Origin of the sequence: Gordonia sp. 135 (genome assembly GCF_009720185.1) — a bacterium.
Taxonomy (GTDB): domain Bacteria; phylum Actinomycetota; class Actinomycetes; order Mycobacteriales; family Mycobacteriaceae; genus Gordonia; species Gordonia alkanivorans.
Genome location: NZ_CP046257.1, coordinates 1,880,097 through 1,895,419 on the forward strand (window position 1 = coordinate 1,880,097; position 15,323 = coordinate 1,895,419).

Genomic DNA, 15,323 nt, shown 5'->3' on the forward strand with positions numbered 1-15,323 from the left:
TCTCCAGCTTGGTGCGTTCGGGCGTCTCGACATTCATCGCGCGGACCGTGACCGGTCCCGGATACAAAGGGTAGGGCATGGCCGTGTGGGACTGCCCGGTGGCAGATCGGCTGCGGTTTGTCGCGCCCGGTGTCGGCGTGCTTCGGTTGGATGACAAACCGCAGGTCAGTGGGGTGGTTGCCTGCTAAGTTCGCCCAATGATCGATCGACGTGGGGCTCGCGTGGAGTGCCGGAGTGTCTCGCGACTGGTGCGGTGGGGCGTCCCGCTGGCGGTGGCGGTGCTCGCCGCGACGAGCGGGTGTTCGCTCATCTCCTCTGACGACTCGTCGAGCCCGGCGCCCTCGTCGTCGGCATCGACCTCCTCATCCGGGTCGCCGACCCCGAGTTCGCCGTCGCGGTCGAGGATCACGTCGTCGACGCCGAGCAACGCCGACCCCACTCGCTGCAGTCCGGACGACTGCCCTGAGCTGGCGACGCCGTCGGCGGAACTCATGACCAGCGGGGTGAACTCGTCCAACGTCGACACCGCGGTACCGAAGTACCTCACCACGCTGCTCGACGACCTCGATGCGACCTGGGGCGGATGGTTCGGCGAACTCGGCTGGGGTGACCCCGCACCGGGACGCGTGCTGATCGAGTCGGGCACCTCGTTCGCCACCGAGTGCATCGACGAGGACGGGGCGTCGAACCGGATCCCGTCCGACGAGGCCAACGCCTTCTTCTGCGGTGTGGACGAGGAACCCAACGGGCAGGGGCAGGAGACCGAGGGCAGCATCGTGCTGCCGGTCGACACCTTCGCCGCCATCTGGGACGGGAACGTCTTCGGGGTGCCGTCGCCGATCGTCGGCGACTTCACCGCGGCCATCGTCGTCGCCCACGAGTACGGGCACAACGTCGTCTTCCGGATGACCGAGGCCTTCGACATCCCGGAACGACGCCTGCCGCAGGGCAAGAACAGCGAGCTGTTCGCCGACTGCCTGGCCGCGAACTGGGCTGCCACCGCCTACCAGCGTGACGGGTTGGGACCCAAGGAGATCCTGCAGGTCGCGACGCTTCTTCCGATCATCGGTGACACCGGCGGCGCGATGGGCCACGGATCGGCGGTCGAACGGGCGCGGGCGCTGACCATCGGACTCACCGGCCCGCAGTTCAATCGGCAGGGGCAGCCGGTGGACTGCCTCCAGCGGTACTGGCCGGAGTTCTTCGAGGTGAGCTGACCCTTCGAGGCTCGGGCGGAATGAGATCGCATGCGACATCGGCCCGGCTGTTCGACCTCGGCCGACGTCGTTCCCACAGGTTGAGGTCGCGCGCGACGTCAACCTGGGCCGCCGTGCAGCGGGCCTCGGGGGATTGCACACGGCGGGGCGTAAATCTCGTCCCCCTCAGGGGCTTACGGGGGCAATGTGCCCTCCGAGGGTGCTCACGGGGACGAATTTCGCGAGCACGCCGGGCGGTACCGGCCGGGGTTCTTCGAGGTCGATCAGCTCAGTGCAGCCAGAAGTCGGTGACCGACAGCCCGACCTCGGTCAGCAGGCGTTGCACCAGCGGTAGGCCGATCCCGATCACCGACGACGGGTCGCCGTCGATGCGCTCGACGAGCCAGCCGCCGAGGCCGTCGAGGGTGAACGCACCCGCGACCTGCAACGGTTCGCCGCTGTCCACGTAGCGCGCGATCACGTCGTCGTGGGCGTCGGTGAAATGGATTGTGGTGGAGGAGGTCCCGGTCGCGGTGGCGGACCCGGTGGTGGGGTTCAGCCGGATGAGGTGATGGCCGGTGAGTAGGTCGGCGCTGCGTCCGCGCATCTCGGCCCACTGGGCCAGCGCACGTTCGGGGGTGTGCGGTTTGCCGAGGAGGCGGTCACCGAGAAGGAGCATCGAGTCACAGCCGATGACCACGACCGTCTCGCCGTTCTGGGCCGCACCGGCGATCTCCGGGAGCGAGGCGACGGCCTCGGCCTTCGCCCGCGCCAAGGCGGCGACCACGGCATCGGCGGGGGTGCCGGGCGGCAAGTGGGCAAGCACCGCGTCCTCGTCGACGTCCGAGACACGGACCACCGGTTCGACGCCCGCGGCGCGCAGCACCCGGAGGCGGGCCGGGGACGCCGACCCGAGCACGAAGACCGGGCCGGCGGTGGCCGGCCCGGTCTCGTGTGTACTCGACCCGATCAGGGAATCAGGCACGTGTCAGTAGCGCAGGTTGGTGAAGCTCGACGGTGCGCCCCACTGCGGACGCAGACGATCGACGGGGCGACCCCAGTCGTTGCGGATCTCCGGTTCCGGCTCGCCACCGCCGGCACCCGCGCCGGCCAGGACGCTCACCAGCACGGCGAGGTCCTCGGCGGTCGGATTGCCGTTGACGACGGTCAGGAACGGCTTCTCGGCCGCCTTCTCGGTGCTCTCGTTCACGGATGCCTCACTCACGCCGCTCTCGCTCACAGGGGGATGTTCCCGTGCTTCTTCGGCGGCAGGTTGACCATCTTGCGCTCGAGCAGCTTGAGCGCGGTCGCGATCTGGCCGCGGGTGTGGCTCGGCGGGATGACCGCGTCGACGTATCCGCGGGCCGCGGCGACGTACGGGTTGACGAGGGTGTCCTCGTACTCCTGCTGCAGCTCGAGGCGCAGTGCGTCGACGTCCTCGCCCTTCGCGGCGGCTTCCTTGAGCTGGTTGCGGTAGACGAAGCCGACGGCGCCGGAGGCGCCCATGACGGCGATCTGCGCGGTCGGCCACGCGAGGTTCACGTCGGCGCCCATGTGCTTGGAGCCCATGACGTCGTATGCGCCGCCGTAGGCCTTGCGGGTGATGACGGTGATCTTGCCGACCGTTGCCTCGCCGTAGGCGTAGAGCAGCTTGGCGCCGCGTCGGATGATGCCGCGGTACTCCTGGTCGGTACCGGGCAGGAAGCCGGGCACGTCCACCAGGGTGACGATCGGGATGTTGAAGGCGTCGCAGGTGCGCACGAAGCGGGCGGCCTTCTCCGAGGCGTCGATGTCGAGGCAGCCGGCGAACTGGGTCGGCTGGTTGGCGACGATGCCGACGCTGCGTCCGTCGACGCGGCCGTAACCGACGATGATGTTCTTCGCGTAATCGGCCTGGATCTCGAGGAATTCGTCGTCGTCGAGGATGCGACGGATGACCTCGTGCATGTCGTACGGCTGGTTCGGCGAGTCCGGGATGAGCGTGTCGAGCTCGAGGTCCTCGTCGTTCAGGGTGTCCTCGATGGACCCGGCGGCCGGCTGCGCGACCGGCAGGCGAGGTGCGTCGGCGCGGTTGTTGCTCGGCAGGTAGCTCAGGAGCTCCTTGACGTACTCGAGCGCGTCCTCCTCGTCGGAGGCGACGTAGTGCGCGGTGCCCGACTTTGCCATGTGGGTGGTCGCGCCGCCGAGTTCTTCCTGCGTGACCTCTTCACCGGTGACGGTCTTGATGACGTCCGGGCCGGTGATGAACATCTGGCTGGTCTTGTCGACCATGACCACGAAGTCGGTCAGTGCGGGCGAGTACACATGGCCGCCGGCGGCGGCACCCATGATCAGCGAGATCTGGGGGATGACACCCGAGGCGCGGACGTTGCGGTGGAAGATCTCGCCGTACAGGCCGAGGGAGACCACGCCCTCCTGGATACGGGCGCCGGCGCCGTCGTTGATGCCGATCAGCGGGCGGCCGGTCTTGATGGCCAGATCCATGACCTTGACGATCTTCTCGCCGTAGACCTCACCGAGGCTGCCGCCGAAGACGGTGGCGTCCTGCGAGAAGATGCAGACCTCGCGGCCGTCGATCGTGCCGTAACCGGTGACCACACCGTCTCCGACAGGTCGACGCTCGGCGAGACCGAAGTTGGTGCTGCGGTGCTTGGCGAGCGCGTCGAGTTCGACGAACGATCCCTCGTCGAGCAGGTGGGTGATCCGCTCGCGGGCGGTCAGCTTGCCCTTCGCATGGGTCTTCTCGACGGCGGCCTCGCCCACGGGGTGCTTCGCCTCTTCGAGACGATTGCGCAGATCGGCGAGCTTCCCCGCTGTCGTGTGGATGTCGGGAGCGGCGGAATCGTCGCGTGAAGCTGTGGTCATGACTGTCGATGCTAACTACCTGAGTGTGAGCCACGTCAACCGGATCAACGTGAGATATCCCTCAGGTTCCCGAGCGATCGGTCGGTGGGGATCGGCCTGCACGGTTGCACGTGACCATCGGCCCGCGTGTCCAGCGCGATTCGTCTCACCCGGCTGCGGCACGGAGGGGCGCACATCGGCGGTCATCACCACGCCGAACACCCAGTAGGTTCTTCAGGCATGACCCTCGACGCCGAGCTGCTCCGGACTCGACTCGCCGACACGCGCTGGCACCGGATCGAGGTGGTCGACGCGACGGGGTCGACCAACGCCGATCTCGTGACACGCGCGGCCACCGAATCCATCGACGGAACGGTGCGCCTGACCACCGACCAGACCGCGGGCCGCGGACGTCACGCTCGGACGTGGACCGCACCGCGCGGGACCCAGCTGGCGATGTCGGCGGCGGTCGAGGTCGGTGAGCACACCGAACACCTCGGCTGGCTGTCGCTCCTGGCCGGGCTCGCCGCCGTTCAGGGCATCGGCGAGGCGGTGGACGTGCGGCCGACCCTCAAGTGGCCCAACGACGTCCTGATCGACGGGCGCAAGACCGCCGGAATCCTGTCGGAGTACACGCGTTCGCCCCACACCCGCGGCGGGGACGGGGGAGTGGCGGTCATCGGCACCGGCCTCAACACGACGATGACGCAGGACCAGGTGCCGGTCCCGACCGCGACGTCGTTGCAGCTGGTGACCGGCAAGGACATACCGCTCACCGAACTCGCGGCGTCGTACCTGCGGGCGTTGTCGGAGCTCCTCGACCTCTGGCCGCACGACGTCGACGGACTCGCGGCGCGGTATCGGGAGGACAGCGACACCATCGGGCGCCGAGTACGTCTGGTGCTGCCCGGCGACGAGGAGGTCGTCGGCACCGCGACCGGCGTCGACGCATCCGGGCGGATCGTCGTCGACGCCGACGGGCGGCAGGTGATCGCGGCCGCCGGCGACGTCACGCACCTGCGGCCGGTCTGACTTCGACGGGGCTCAGCCGGCGACAGGCGGGACCTAGCGTTGCAGGCTCTTGATGCCCATCGCGGGGATGATCGTCAGCGGTGGCAGGCCGATGACGAAGTGCAGGATCGCGGTCTCGATGCCGACCGAGGTCTGCTGATAGGTGAGGATCGGGATCAGCACCGCGGCGACCAGCAGCAGGCCGACGATCCACCGGTAGAACTGGTTGGGCGCCGGCGTGATCAGCTGCAGCACGTACCAGAGGGCGCCCGCGGCGAGTGCGCACAGGAATCCCACGACGCCGAACCAGATCTCGCTGGCCGCCACCGGATTCCACACCCCGAGCTTGCCGGACTCGTTCACCTTCTCGACGAAGGCCGAGATGATCCACGCGACCAGCCAGGCCGCCAGGCCGGTGACCACACCGGTCATCACCACCCCGCCGGCGAAGGTCACCGGGTTGACGTCGGGTCCGCGTCGCGGCGCCCGGTCCGGCCGCGGCTGCTCGGCGTACCCGCCGCCGTACGGCTCGGCGGGGTACTGGTCGCGAGACGGTTCCTCGTAGGGCGCACCCTGCTGGCTGTAGGCACGCGAATCGGGGTTGTAGCCGGACTCGTAGCGGGCGGTCCGGGGATCGGGATCGCGGTGCGGGCCCCGCGGGTCCTGGTAGGTCATCACATTCTCCTCGCCGACCGCCCCAACGTGCCCGGCAGTCGATCGGTACTGGTGCCTCGCAGTCTACTCAGCGTGCCCCCCGGGCACGCCCGTCCCGATTATGCTGAGCCGCATGGCTTACCCGCGGGAGAACCTGGCGCCCGGTGAACGTGTGGTTCTCCACCGGCACCCACACTGGAAGTGTCTGCTCGGCCCGTTCCTGCTGTTCGCGATCATCACCGCGGCCGCGGGTGTCCTGGCCGGCGTGATCACCGGATCGTCGCTGGGCCCGACCCCGCGGACGGTGCTGCTGATCGTCGTCGGCGTGGCGTGGGCGCTCGGCCTCGCCTGGTACTTCGTCCGGCCGCTGCTGTCCTGGAAGACAACGCACTTCGTGCTGACCGACCGCCGGGTGATGTTCCGCAACGGAATCCTCACGCGCTCCGGGATCGACATCCCGATCCGGCGCATCAACACCGTCGAATTCCGCCACGGCGTCATCGACCGGATGCTGCGGACCGGCACGCTGGTCATCGAGTCGGCCTCCGACGAACCGCTGTCCTTCGACGACATCCCACAGGTGGAGAAGGTCCACTCGCTGCTCTACCACGAGGTGCTCGAGATGTACGCCGACGACGATCACCCCGACGACGGCTACGGCGACCCGGACGGACCCGCCGACCGTCCCGAGAACAGAGGGGCGCGGGAGCGTTGACCAACGTGCTGCTCGCCGAGGACGACGCCGCGATCGCCGAACCGCTCGCGCGCGCGCTGACCCGTGAGGGATACGGGTGCGAGGTCGTGAGCACCGGCGCCGACGCGCTCGAGAAGGCGCTCGACAGCCGTTACGAACTCCTCATCCTCGACCTCGGGCTACCGGTCCTCGACGGACTCGAGGTCTGCCGGCGGGTACGCGCCCAGCGGCCCGCACTCGCGGTCCTCATGCTCACCGCGCGCACCGACGAGGTGGACTTCGTCGTCGGCCTCGACGCCGGCGCGGACGACTACGTGGGCAAACCCTTCCGGCTTGCCGAACTCCTCGCCCGCGTACGCGCCCTACTGCGGCGCCGCCAGCCCGGCGACGGTGACGAGGTGCTCGAGGGCGGTGAGATCCGGCTGGATGCCCGGGCACGCCGCGTTCTCGCCGACGGACAGGACCTCACCCTGGCGAACCGCGAATTCGACCTTCTGCGATTCCTGATGGAGCGTGCCGGTGAGGTCGTGACGCGCGAGGAGATCCTCACTGAGGTCTGGGGGTCGGCGGATCTGCGGTCGTCGAAGACCCTCGACATGCACATCTCGTGGCTGCGCCGGAAGATCGGCGACGACCGTCACAGTCGCCCGCGGCACATCGTGACGGTGCGCGGTGTCGGTTTCCGTTTCGACCCCTGAGCCGATGCCCATCCGACCGCCTTCGATGCGCCACCCGGCTTCCATGCGCCGACGCCTGCTCACCACGATGATCGCCGTCCTGATCGCGGTCGGCTGTCTGCTCGGCATTCCCTTGAGCGTGGTGGCCTGGTGGTGGGTCGCCGAGAACGCCCACCAGGATCTGGACAACCGGCTCAAGATCATCGCCGATCAGCTCATCCGCGAGGAGGGCGCCGACGGTCGTATCCCGCGCGACTCCGTCAACCGGGAGTCGTTCGAATTGCTCCTGCCGCCGAACGGCCGCCTGACGATCACCTATCCCGATCTGGAGGGCACGAGTCAGCGGATGGTCGTGGGTGCTGACATCGGGGGTCCCCGGCTGTCGGAATCCATCGGCCTGGGCGCTGCCGGCACGCTGACCCTGTCCATCCCGCGCGACAAGGTCCGCGACGACCAGCTGACCGCGACGGGGATCGTCCTGCTGGTCGTCCTCACCTCGGTGATCGGCGGTTCGGTGGTGGCCGCGGTGACCGCCGGCCGGATCGTCGACCCCCTGACCGATCTCGCCGACCGGGCGGCGACACTCGGGCGCGCCGACTTCCGCACCGAATGGAAGATGTACGGCATCGCCGAACTCGACCGGGTGTCTCGGGCGCTCGCCGACGCCAACACCGCGCAAGCACTGCGACTCGAGCGGGAACGCGAGATCGCCGGCGACGCATCGCATCAGCTGCGCAGCCGGCTGACCGCCATCCAGCTGCGACTCGAGGAGCTGACGCTGCACGACGACCCGGCAGTGGTCACCGAGGCGGAGGCCGCGCTCGATCAGGTCGAACGACTCGCCACCGAACTCGACGAACTGGTGGAGGCCTCGCGCGCCGACGAACCGGCACCGCACTTCATCGACGTCGGGGAGATGCTCACCACGCTGGTCGAGGATTTCCGCCACGCCTTCGAGGCACAGGGCCGTCAGCTGACCGTCGAGGTCGACGGGGCGCCGCAGGCACTCACCTCGCAGTCCGGGCGGCTTCGCGAGGCGGTCAGCGTGCTGGTCGACAACGCCCTACAGCACGGCCGCGGGATGTGTCGGATCGACGTGAGCACGCTGCAGGCCGGCGAACTGGTCCGTATCACGGTCGCCGACGAGGGCGAGGGGGTGGCCGACGAGATCTCCGCGCACATCTTCCGGCGCGGTTTCTCGGCAGGGAAGCGGCCGGGCGCCGGTCGCAGCGGCGTCGGACTGTCTCTGGCGCGGGCGCTGATCGAGGCCGACGGAGGACGACTGGAACTCACCGTGCGACGTCCCCCGGTCTTCGCGATCGTCGTCCCGGCCCGGTATGCCAGCGGGTACGGCGAGGAGCCGGGCGAGCAGGAGGATCCGGGTCAGGACGACTCGGACACCGACGTCACGCGTGACCGAGTTCCTCATCGTTGAGTTCGGCGAGCGTCGGGTGCAGGCCGGTGGACCCGGCATCGCCGCCGCGCAGGAGCTCCTCCGGGAACGCGAACTTGCGCAACGCCCAGAACCGGAAGGCCATCTGCATCAGGTTGCCGATGACGTAACCGAGGATGAAGTCGACGACCACGACCTCGGACACACTCAGGTTGGACCGCATGTCGAACACGTTGTTCCCGACGAACAACGGTGCGGCCTGGAGGATGACGCCGATCCCGCTGATGATGAAGAACAGCAGCGCCTCGTGGTGCCGTTCCCGGCCGCCGCGGTTCTTGAAGGCCCACTCGCGGTTGAGGATGTAGCTGAGGATCGTCGCCAGCACACCGGCGATGACCTTGGCGATCACCGGCTTGGTCTCGAGGATCGTGAGGCTCAGGCTGTAGAAGATGGCGAGGTCGAAGATGAACGTGGTGCCGCCGACCATCGCGAACTTGATGAGTTCGTGGTGCCGCATCACGAGCCGTCGGACCGGCGCTGGGAGGCGAGCGATCAGCTCGTCGATCAATGGCACAAGATCTGAGTGTACGAAACAAAACACCGGGGACAGTTCTCCGGGCGGTTGTGCGGATGACCGACCCGACGTGCCACGATGGTTCGCGTGAATCCACGCGAGCCGGATGGAGCGCCTGTGCCCGGGCCTGTGACCTCGAATTCCACGGTGCCACCCACTCCTGAAACGGCGCGCACTGCCGGGGCGGCGTCGGGTATGCCGAAGGTCACGATGATCGGTGGCGGACAACTCGCCCGGATGACCCATCAGGCGGCGATCGCCCTCGGACAGTGTCTGCGTGTCCTGGCCGCATCCGAGTCCGATCCCGCCGCACAGGTGAGCGCCGACATCGTCCTCGGCTCGCACGACGAACTCGACGACCTCCGCCGCGCGGCCGCGGGTGCCGCCGCGCTGACCTTCGACCACGAGGGTGTGCCGCTGCGCCACCTGGAGGCACTCGAAGCCGAAGGGGTGGCGGTCCTGCCGCCGTCGAAGGCGCTGCACTTCGCCCAGGACAAGCTGGCCATGCGCGTTCGCCTGGCCGAGCTGGGTCTGCCGGTACCGGCGTTCGCCGATCTCGCCGGCGACCATGCCGCCGCCCGCGCGCGTCTCATCGAGTTCGGCGAGGCCAACAACTGGGAGATCGTCATCAAGGCGGTCCGTGGCGGCTACGACGGCCGTGGGGTCTGGCTGGTCGACGGCGCCGACGAGGCGCTCGCGGTCTTCGACGAGTACCCGTCCGATGCTCCGGCGCTGCTGGCCGAGCAGAAGGTGCCGATGCGGCGCGAACTGTCGGCGATGATCGCCCGGTCCCCGTTCGGGCAGGGCGCGGCGTGGCCGGTCGTGGAAACGATCCAGCGTCACGGCCAGTGCGCCGTCGTCCTCGCACCCGCACCGGATCTCTCCGACGCGGTCGCCGAGCAGGCACAGCAGATGGCATTGCGGCTCGCCGACGAACTCGGTGTGGTCGGCGTCATGGCGATGGAACTCTTCGAGACCGTCGACGGCGAACTCGTCGTCAACGAACTCGCGATGCGTCCGCACAACAGCGGTCACTGGACGATGGACGGCGCGGTCACCTCGCAGTTCGAGCAGCATCTGCGTGCCGTCCTCGACTACCCGCTGGGCAACACCGCACCGACCTCGCCGCTGACCGTGATGGCCAACATCCTGGGCGCGCCGACCGCCCCGGAGATGTCCATGGACGAACGTCTTCACCACCTGATGGCGCGCATGCCCGAGGCGAAGGTGCATCTGTACGGCAAGGGCGAGCGTCGCGACCGGAAGATCGGCCACGTGAACGTCGTCGGCCGCCAGGGTGAATCGATGGAATCGGTGCGTGAGCGCGCCGAGCGTGCCGCGCAGTGGATGTCGCACGCGACGTGGACCGACGGATGGGATGTGCATTCATGAGTGAGACCGCAGAGTTCCGGGGTCCCCGCGTGGGCCTGATCATGGGCAGCGACTCCGACTGGCCGACGATGAAGGCCGCCGCGGAGGCGCTCGCCGAATTCGACGTGCCGTTCCAGGTGGGTGTCGTCTCCGCGCACCGCACCCCGCAGCGGATGCTCGACTACGCCGCCGGCGCCGCCGCCAACGGCATCGAGGTCATCATCGCGGGAGCCGGTGGGGCAGCGCATCTTCCGGGCATGGTCGCCTCGGCGACCCCGCTCCCGGTCATCGGTGTGCCGGTGCCGCTGCGTCACCTCGACGGACTCGACTCGCTGCTGTCGATCGTGCAGATGCCCGCAGGCGTGCCCGTCGCGACCGTCTCGGTCGGCGGCGCGCGCAACGCAGGTCTGCTCGCCGTGCGCATCCTCGCCTCGTCCGACCCCGCCCTGCAGGAACGGATGGTGTCCTTCCAGAAGGGCCTCGAGCAGATTGTCCTCGACAAGGATGCCGCCCTGCAGCAGGAACTGCTCGGCGACTAGCCCTGTCCGGCAGGCGATTCCGGAGTGGTGGGCTGCAGACCGAGTTTGTCGGTGAAGAAGTGCAGCACCCGGTCGAACGCCTCCCTGGTGGGTTGTCCGGGTTCGTCGTAGAGGTCCTCGGTCAGCACCGAATGCGGCCGGGGGAACATCGAATCCGGGTTCGCCGCGTCGTCGGGGAGTTCGATCCCGATGAACGAGTCGCCGAGAAGCTCTTGGAGATAGGCGAATCGCGACCGCGGCGAGAGTTGATCGCCGGCGAAGCGCAGACCCATCACCTCGAGACCGCGAGCGCACCGCGCCTGCACCTTGGCGAGATCGGCGGCGTCGACGTCGATCGCGCGGGCGCGCCCGGGAAGCACCGCGAACGGCAACGACGGCTGCGAGAGCACCGGCGCCAGCATCCGTTCGTCGGTCGCCATCGCGAGCGCGAAGCCGCCGGTGAAACACATCCCGACCGCGCCCACCCCGGGGCCGCCGCAGCGGTCGTGCTCGCGGGCGGCGAGTTCGCGCAGCCATGCTGCGACCGGTGATGTCTTTCCCGTTGCGAGGATGGTGAATTCGCGGGTGATGCAGGTCTTGGCGATGGTGCCCAGCATGTTGCGCACCGCTCCCACACGGCCGAGATTGTCCGGTCGCGGGTCCTGACCGTCGACGCCGAACAGCGACGGCATGACGGCCGTTGCGCCGAGATCTGCGATGCGTCGGGCCACATTCGCGACCTTCGGGCTGATGCCCGGCATCTCGGCGATCACGATGACCGCGGGGCCCGTGCCCTTGCGGTAGACGCGGCGGGTGTCACCGCGCAGCGCTACGTCCTCCGCGGTGAAGTCGTCGAGCGGATCGTCGGCCATCGCGGGTCAGTCCTTGTGGAGGGTGCCGAGGAGCGCCGACTCGAAGGGCATCGCGAAGATCTTGGCGCCGCCGGCGAGGTCGGGGGAGTCCGACGGCACGACGCGGGGCCCGGTGACCCGATAACGCTTGTCCTTGCGGACGATGGCGAAGGAACCGGCCGCCTGCACGTTGCGCACCCAGTCGGTGTGCCTGCCGTACGTGAGAACGATGGTGAGCTTGTCCCGGTCGACCCAGGCCAGCACCGGGATCGAATACGTCTTCCCGGACTTGCGGCCGACGTGCTCGACCATGGCGAACGGTGGCAGGTGAGGTGCCCACATCCGCTGTATCGGATTGGTGACGATCTTGTTGAATCGGGCCAGTGCGTCAGGTAGTCGCATGTCCCCACTGTGCCGTATCAGCTCCGATCTTGCGGGCCGTGCGGGATTTGCGGCTATTCGGCGAAGACGACGCCGGCCTTCTCGACCTCGGCGATCGCGGTCACCCGCTCCGCGGTCGCGTTGGCGACGTGCACGAGACTGCCTCCGGCGATCATCGGTGCGAGCAGGTGGGCGAGAACGCCTGATGCGGTGTGCCAGGGGCGCGTCGACACCACGCGGGTACCGGCGGCGATGCCGTCGCGCTCGGCGACCGTGCGGGCTTCGGAGATCACCTCGGCCGTCGGGGTGCCGTCGAGCGCCTCGACGGCGGGGGACCGCGAGACGAACTGGTCGCCGTGCACCCGCACGACGCTGCCGTAGTCGCCGACCCCGGGCGGGAGATCCCGCAGGGGCAGCGCGAACGGATCGAGTGATGCCACCACGACCTCGTCGGCATCGGGATGGTCGTCGAGACGGTCGCGAGAGGTGAAGACCACCAGCGGTTCCGACGCGGCCGCGGTGGCGTCCGGTCCCGGGATGCGGACATCGGCGCCGGACCACAGTGCGCCGAGCAGGATTCCGGCGGTCTGCCAGTGCTCGGGCAGGTCCACCACGACGACATCCCCGGCGTCCACGCCGATCTCGTCCACCAGATAGTTGGCGGTCTTGGCCGCCCAGTTGCCGAGGGTGGCCGCCGACAGCTCGGTGCGCTCGCCCGTCGCCTCGTCGTAGTAGGTCAGCAGCGGACGCGAATGATCGGTCACCGCACCGAAGATCGCGTCGGCGACGGTGTCGTAAGTGCTCAGTTCACGCACATCGGCCCCTCGTTCCCGGCGGTGATCGGCGGCCGCTTGTTGCCGACGCGCTCACTGGCCGGGGTGTTGTCGGTCTGGTCACCGGTGTCGCCGAGCCCGCCCGGACCGGCGTAGGTGTTGGTGAGGATCACCTTGAGTCGGTCGTCGGCGAGCTTCGGGTCCTCGACGACCTTCACGCCGCCGAGATCCTTGGCGAGCAGCCGGGCGGCGTCACCGTTCTCCTTGGCGTAGACCACCGAGTCCTTGGTGTCGGCCTTGCCGCTGGAGGTCTCACCGGACTGATAACCCTTGTTGGTCAGGATGTTCGCCACATTGGACCCGAGTCCGTCGATCGTGCCGGCGTTGACGACGTCGACCTTGAAGTCGCCGCGCTGGGTGTCACCGCCCGTCTGCTTGGGCGTGAGGAGATCGCTGGTGTAGGTCTTCACCGCCTGCGGGTCGACCTCGACGACGGACTGCAGACCGTCCTCGCTCCAGCCCTGTTCGGTGACGATCGGGATCGTCGCGAACTTCACCCGCCCGCCGCTGAGGTCCTTCAGCTGCTCGGCGAAGCTGATGATGTTCCAGCCGTCGTCGATCACGATGGAGCGCGCCACCGCGTTCTGCATCTCGGAGAGCTTGCCCGGGTCGGTGAGAGTGCCTGCGGACAGCACCTTCTGGGTCAGCGAGGCCATGAAGGCCTGCTGACGGGTGATGCGGTCGAGGTCGCCGCGGGGGAGTCCGTGGCGCTGGCGCACGAAGCTCAGCGCGCGGGGGCCGTTGAGCGTCTGGACACCCTTGCGGAATCGGGCGCCGCTCAACGGATCCCGAACCGGTGCGTTGAGGCAGACGTCGATGCCGCCGACCGCATTGGTCAGCAGGACGAAACCGAGCAGACCGACCTCCGCGTAGTGGTCGACCTGGACGCCGGTGAGGTTGGCGACGGTGTCCACCAACGCCTTCCGGCCCGCGAGCGTGCCTTCCTTCTCCGCTTCCTCAGGTGACTGCCCGGCTTCGACGGCACGGGCGCGCACGCCTTCGCGGGTGGTGCCGTAGGCGGCGTTGATCTTGCTCATGCCGATTCCGGGAACGTCGACGTACGAGTCACGCGGGATCGAGATCGCGGTGGCCGACGAACCGTCTTCGGGGATGCGCACCAACAGGATGGTGTCGGTGTTGGTGGCGACCTCCTCGCCCGAACGGAGGAGCTTGATCTCCTCCGGCGAGAGCGGGTTGCCCTTCGCGTCGGTGCGGGAGTCGGTGCCCACCAACAGGATGTCGACGGCGCCGTCCTTCGCGCCGCCCAGGCCGAGTCCACCGAGCTGCGTGATGCGAGTCTCCAGATCGGACATCGTGTTCCAGGCGTAGCCGGTGCACAGCAGCACGGCGACCGATGCGATCGCGATCAGCGCGCGGCCCCAGCCGGCTCCGGACGCCCAACCGGCGCGAGGGCGCGTCGAGGTGCCGGGCGGTGCGGTCGGCGGCGTCGCCGGTGCGCCCGTCCTCGGTGTTCCGGACTTCGGCGCGCCCTTCTCGGGGGAGCCGGTCCCGACCGTGCCCTCACCGGCAGTCGCCTTGGGAGAGGCTGCCTTCCGGGCGGGCGACTTCGGCGACGCTGCCTTCCGCGGTCCGGCTGCCTTCGTCGGGGCTGCCTTCTTCGCGGCGCTCTTCTTCGCGGGAGCCTGCCCGGGGTCGGGACGGGGTCGACGCTTGCGGGCGGTGTCCCGAGGTGTGGGGTCCTCAGGTGCGGGTCGCCGGCGTTCGGCGGGCTTCGAGCGCGTGTGGATCTCGCCGGACGAGCGTCGACCGAGAGGCTCGTCGGCACGACGCGGACGGCGGGGGGACGCAGGATCCTGCGGTGGGACACGCCGGCGAGGATCACGCTCCTCGCCGGGGCGTCGTCGGGGCATGCCCTCGGCGTCGCGGGCGGGGATACGTTCCGGAGGTGGCTGGCGTCGCGCCCGCTCCGCGGAATCGGCACGCGTCGGTGCCTCGGGAGCACGCCGAACCACGCGGCGTCGGGGACCGGCCGCCTCGGCGTCCACGGGACGCGGGCGGGCACCGTGGGGAGGCCGCCCCGGTTCACCAGCGCGTTCGCCGCGCACCGGCCGTCGGCCGTTGTCGGCATCCGGAGTGCGCCGGCTGCCCGGCTCCGGCGGTACCGCACGCCGGGGACGCGGCCGCCCACGTGCGCCGTCGGATGGTGAATCCACTGGTCAGCGGTCCCTTTCGAGTTCGTCATGCTGCTCGACGGTGGCGCCGGTAGGTCCGCGCCATGGGATTGTCGGTGCAGAAGTGAAAGTTGGTGTTGTGCTGTCGTCAGGCTACTGAAGTGATTCGGGAATCCGAGAACGCAACGCCGAGG

17 protein-coding genes are annotated in these 15,323 nt (G+C 69.0%); 7 read left to right on the top strand and 10 right to left on the bottom strand.

Features of this window, described 5'->3' with window-relative positions; all coding sequences use genetic code 11:
• Window positions 1–184: 184 nt before the first annotated feature.
• Complete coding sequence (locus GKZ92_RS08600) at window positions 185–493, bottom strand: hypothetical protein (protein ID WP_155225187.1); 309 nt, start codon at window positions 491–493, stop codon at window positions 185–187.
• Between GKZ92_RS08600 and GKZ92_RS08605 the strand changes: the two genes are divergently transcribed.
• Window positions 492–1,217, top strand: a complete 726-nt coding sequence (locus tag GKZ92_RS08605) for a metalloprotease (protein WP_155225188.1) — start codon at window positions 492–494, stop codon at window positions 1,215–1,217. The genes GKZ92_RS08600 and GKZ92_RS08605 overlap by 2 nt on opposite strands.
• Before the next feature lie 268 nt (window positions 1,218–1,485).
• Here GKZ92_RS08605 and GKZ92_RS08610 read toward each other — a convergent pair whose 3' ends face one another.
• The 3 genes from GKZ92_RS08610 to GKZ92_RS08620 are packed head-to-tail and all read right to left on the bottom strand — an operon-like array spanning window position 1,486 to window position 4,061.
• A complete protein-coding gene (locus GKZ92_RS08610; protein WP_155225189.1) occupies window positions 1,486–2,181 on the bottom strand; it encodes a Maf family protein in 696 nt (231 codons plus the stop codon).
• Window positions 2,182–2,184: 3 nt separating this feature from the next.
• On the bottom strand, window positions 2,185–2,421 hold the full coding sequence (locus GKZ92_RS08615; RefSeq protein WP_230461920.1) for an acyl-CoA carboxylase subunit epsilon: 237 nt from the start codon (window positions 2,419–2,421) through the stop codon (window positions 2,185–2,187).
• Window positions 2,422–2,432: 11 nt separating this feature from the next.
• Window positions 2,433–4,061 carry an acyl-CoA carboxylase subunit beta gene (locus GKZ92_RS08620; RefSeq protein ID WP_006359257.1) on the bottom strand — a complete coding sequence of 543 codons (1,629 nt, stop codon included), beginning with the start codon at window positions 4,059–4,061 and terminating at the stop codon, window positions 2,433–2,435.
• A 219-nt stretch (window positions 4,062–4,280) separates the two neighbouring features.
• Between GKZ92_RS08620 and GKZ92_RS08625 the strand changes: the two genes are divergently transcribed.
• On the top strand, window positions 4,281–5,072 hold the full coding sequence (locus tag GKZ92_RS08625) for a biotin--[acetyl-CoA-carboxylase] ligase (protein ID WP_155225191.1): 792 nt from the start codon (window positions 4,281–4,283) through the stop codon (window positions 5,070–5,072).
• A gap of 33 nt (window positions 5,073–5,105) precedes the next feature.
• Here GKZ92_RS08625 and GKZ92_RS08630 read toward each other — a convergent pair whose 3' ends face one another.
• The gene (locus tag GKZ92_RS08630; RefSeq protein ID WP_155225192.1) at window positions 5,106–5,726 is read right to left on the bottom strand and encodes a hypothetical protein; all 621 of its coding nucleotides are present in this window, start codon (window positions 5,724–5,726) and stop codon (window positions 5,106–5,108) included.
• Between the two features lie 100 nt (window positions 5,727–5,826).
• Here GKZ92_RS08630 and GKZ92_RS08635 point away from each other — a divergent pair, with 100 nt between their 5' ends.
• The 3 genes from GKZ92_RS08635 to GKZ92_RS08645 are packed head-to-tail and all read left to right on the top strand — an operon-like array spanning window position 5,827 to window position 8,511.
• Complete coding sequence (locus GKZ92_RS08635; protein ID WP_006359260.1) at window positions 5,827–6,420, top strand: PH domain-containing protein; 594 nt, start codon at window positions 5,827–5,829, stop codon at window positions 6,418–6,420.
• Entirely contained in the window at window positions 6,417–7,097 is a 681-nt protein-coding gene (locus GKZ92_RS08640; RefSeq protein ID WP_006359261.1) for a response regulator transcription factor, read from the top strand. The genes GKZ92_RS08635 and GKZ92_RS08640 overlap by 4 nt, the downstream gene beginning before the upstream one ends.
• A gap of 43 nt (window positions 7,098–7,140) precedes the next feature.
• A complete protein-coding gene (locus tag GKZ92_RS08645; protein WP_035750722.1) occupies window positions 7,141–8,511 on the top strand; it encodes a sensor histidine kinase in 1,371 nt (456 codons plus the stop codon).
• On the opposite strand, the gene GKZ92_RS08650 is transcribed toward GKZ92_RS08645, so the two are convergent.
• A complete protein-coding gene (locus tag GKZ92_RS08650) occupies window positions 8,483–9,043 on the bottom strand; it encodes a GtrA family protein (RefSeq protein ID WP_196222038.1) in 561 nt (186 codons plus the stop codon). The genes GKZ92_RS08645 and GKZ92_RS08650 overlap by 29 nt on opposite strands.
• 78 nt (window positions 9,044–9,121) lie before the next feature.
• On the opposite strand from GKZ92_RS08650, the gene GKZ92_RS08655 reads away from it, so the two are divergent.
• Window positions 9,122–10,435 carry a 5-(carboxyamino)imidazole ribonucleotide synthase gene (locus GKZ92_RS08655; RefSeq protein WP_155225193.1) on the top strand — a complete coding sequence of 438 codons (1,314 nt, stop codon included), beginning with the start codon at window positions 9,122–9,124 and terminating at the stop codon, window positions 10,433–10,435.
• The gene (gene purE / locus GKZ92_RS08660; protein ID WP_155225194.1) at window positions 10,432–10,953 is read left to right on the top strand and encodes a 5-(carboxyamino)imidazole ribonucleotide mutase; all 522 of its coding nucleotides are present in this window, start codon (window positions 10,432–10,434) and stop codon (window positions 10,951–10,953) included. Before GKZ92_RS08655 ends, purE begins: the two co-directional genes overlap by 4 nt.
• Here purE and GKZ92_RS08665 read toward each other — a convergent pair.
• Genes GKZ92_RS08665 through GKZ92_RS08680 form a run of 4 tightly spaced genes read right to left on the bottom strand, consistent with a single transcriptional unit; the run spans window position 10,950 to window position 15,171 of the window.
• Window positions 10,950–11,804 carry a dienelactone hydrolase family protein gene (locus GKZ92_RS08665; protein ID WP_035750727.1) on the bottom strand — a complete coding sequence of 285 codons (855 nt, stop codon included), beginning with the start codon at window positions 11,802–11,804 and terminating at the stop codon, window positions 10,950–10,952. The two genes, purE and GKZ92_RS08665, sit on opposite strands and share 4 nt — an antisense overlap.
• A gap of 6 nt (window positions 11,805–11,810) precedes the next feature.
• Window positions 11,811–12,185 (bottom strand): nitroreductase family deazaflavin-dependent oxidoreductase, encoded by a 375-nt coding sequence (locus GKZ92_RS08670; RefSeq protein WP_035750728.1) that lies wholly within the window; start codon window positions 12,183–12,185, stop codon window positions 11,811–11,813.
• A gap of 53 nt (window positions 12,186–12,238) precedes the next feature.
• Complete coding sequence (locus GKZ92_RS08675; RefSeq protein ID WP_127963364.1) at window positions 12,239–12,979, bottom strand: TIGR03089 family protein; 741 nt, start codon at window positions 12,977–12,979, stop codon at window positions 12,239–12,241.
• Window positions 12,967–15,171 carry an LCP family glycopolymer transferase gene (locus tag GKZ92_RS08680; protein ID WP_442903337.1) on the bottom strand — a complete coding sequence of 735 codons (2,205 nt, stop codon included), beginning with the start codon at window positions 15,169–15,171 and terminating at the stop codon, window positions 12,967–12,969. The genes GKZ92_RS08675 and GKZ92_RS08680 overlap by 13 nt, the downstream gene beginning before the upstream one ends.
• Window positions 15,172–15,323 lie beyond the last annotated feature (152 nt).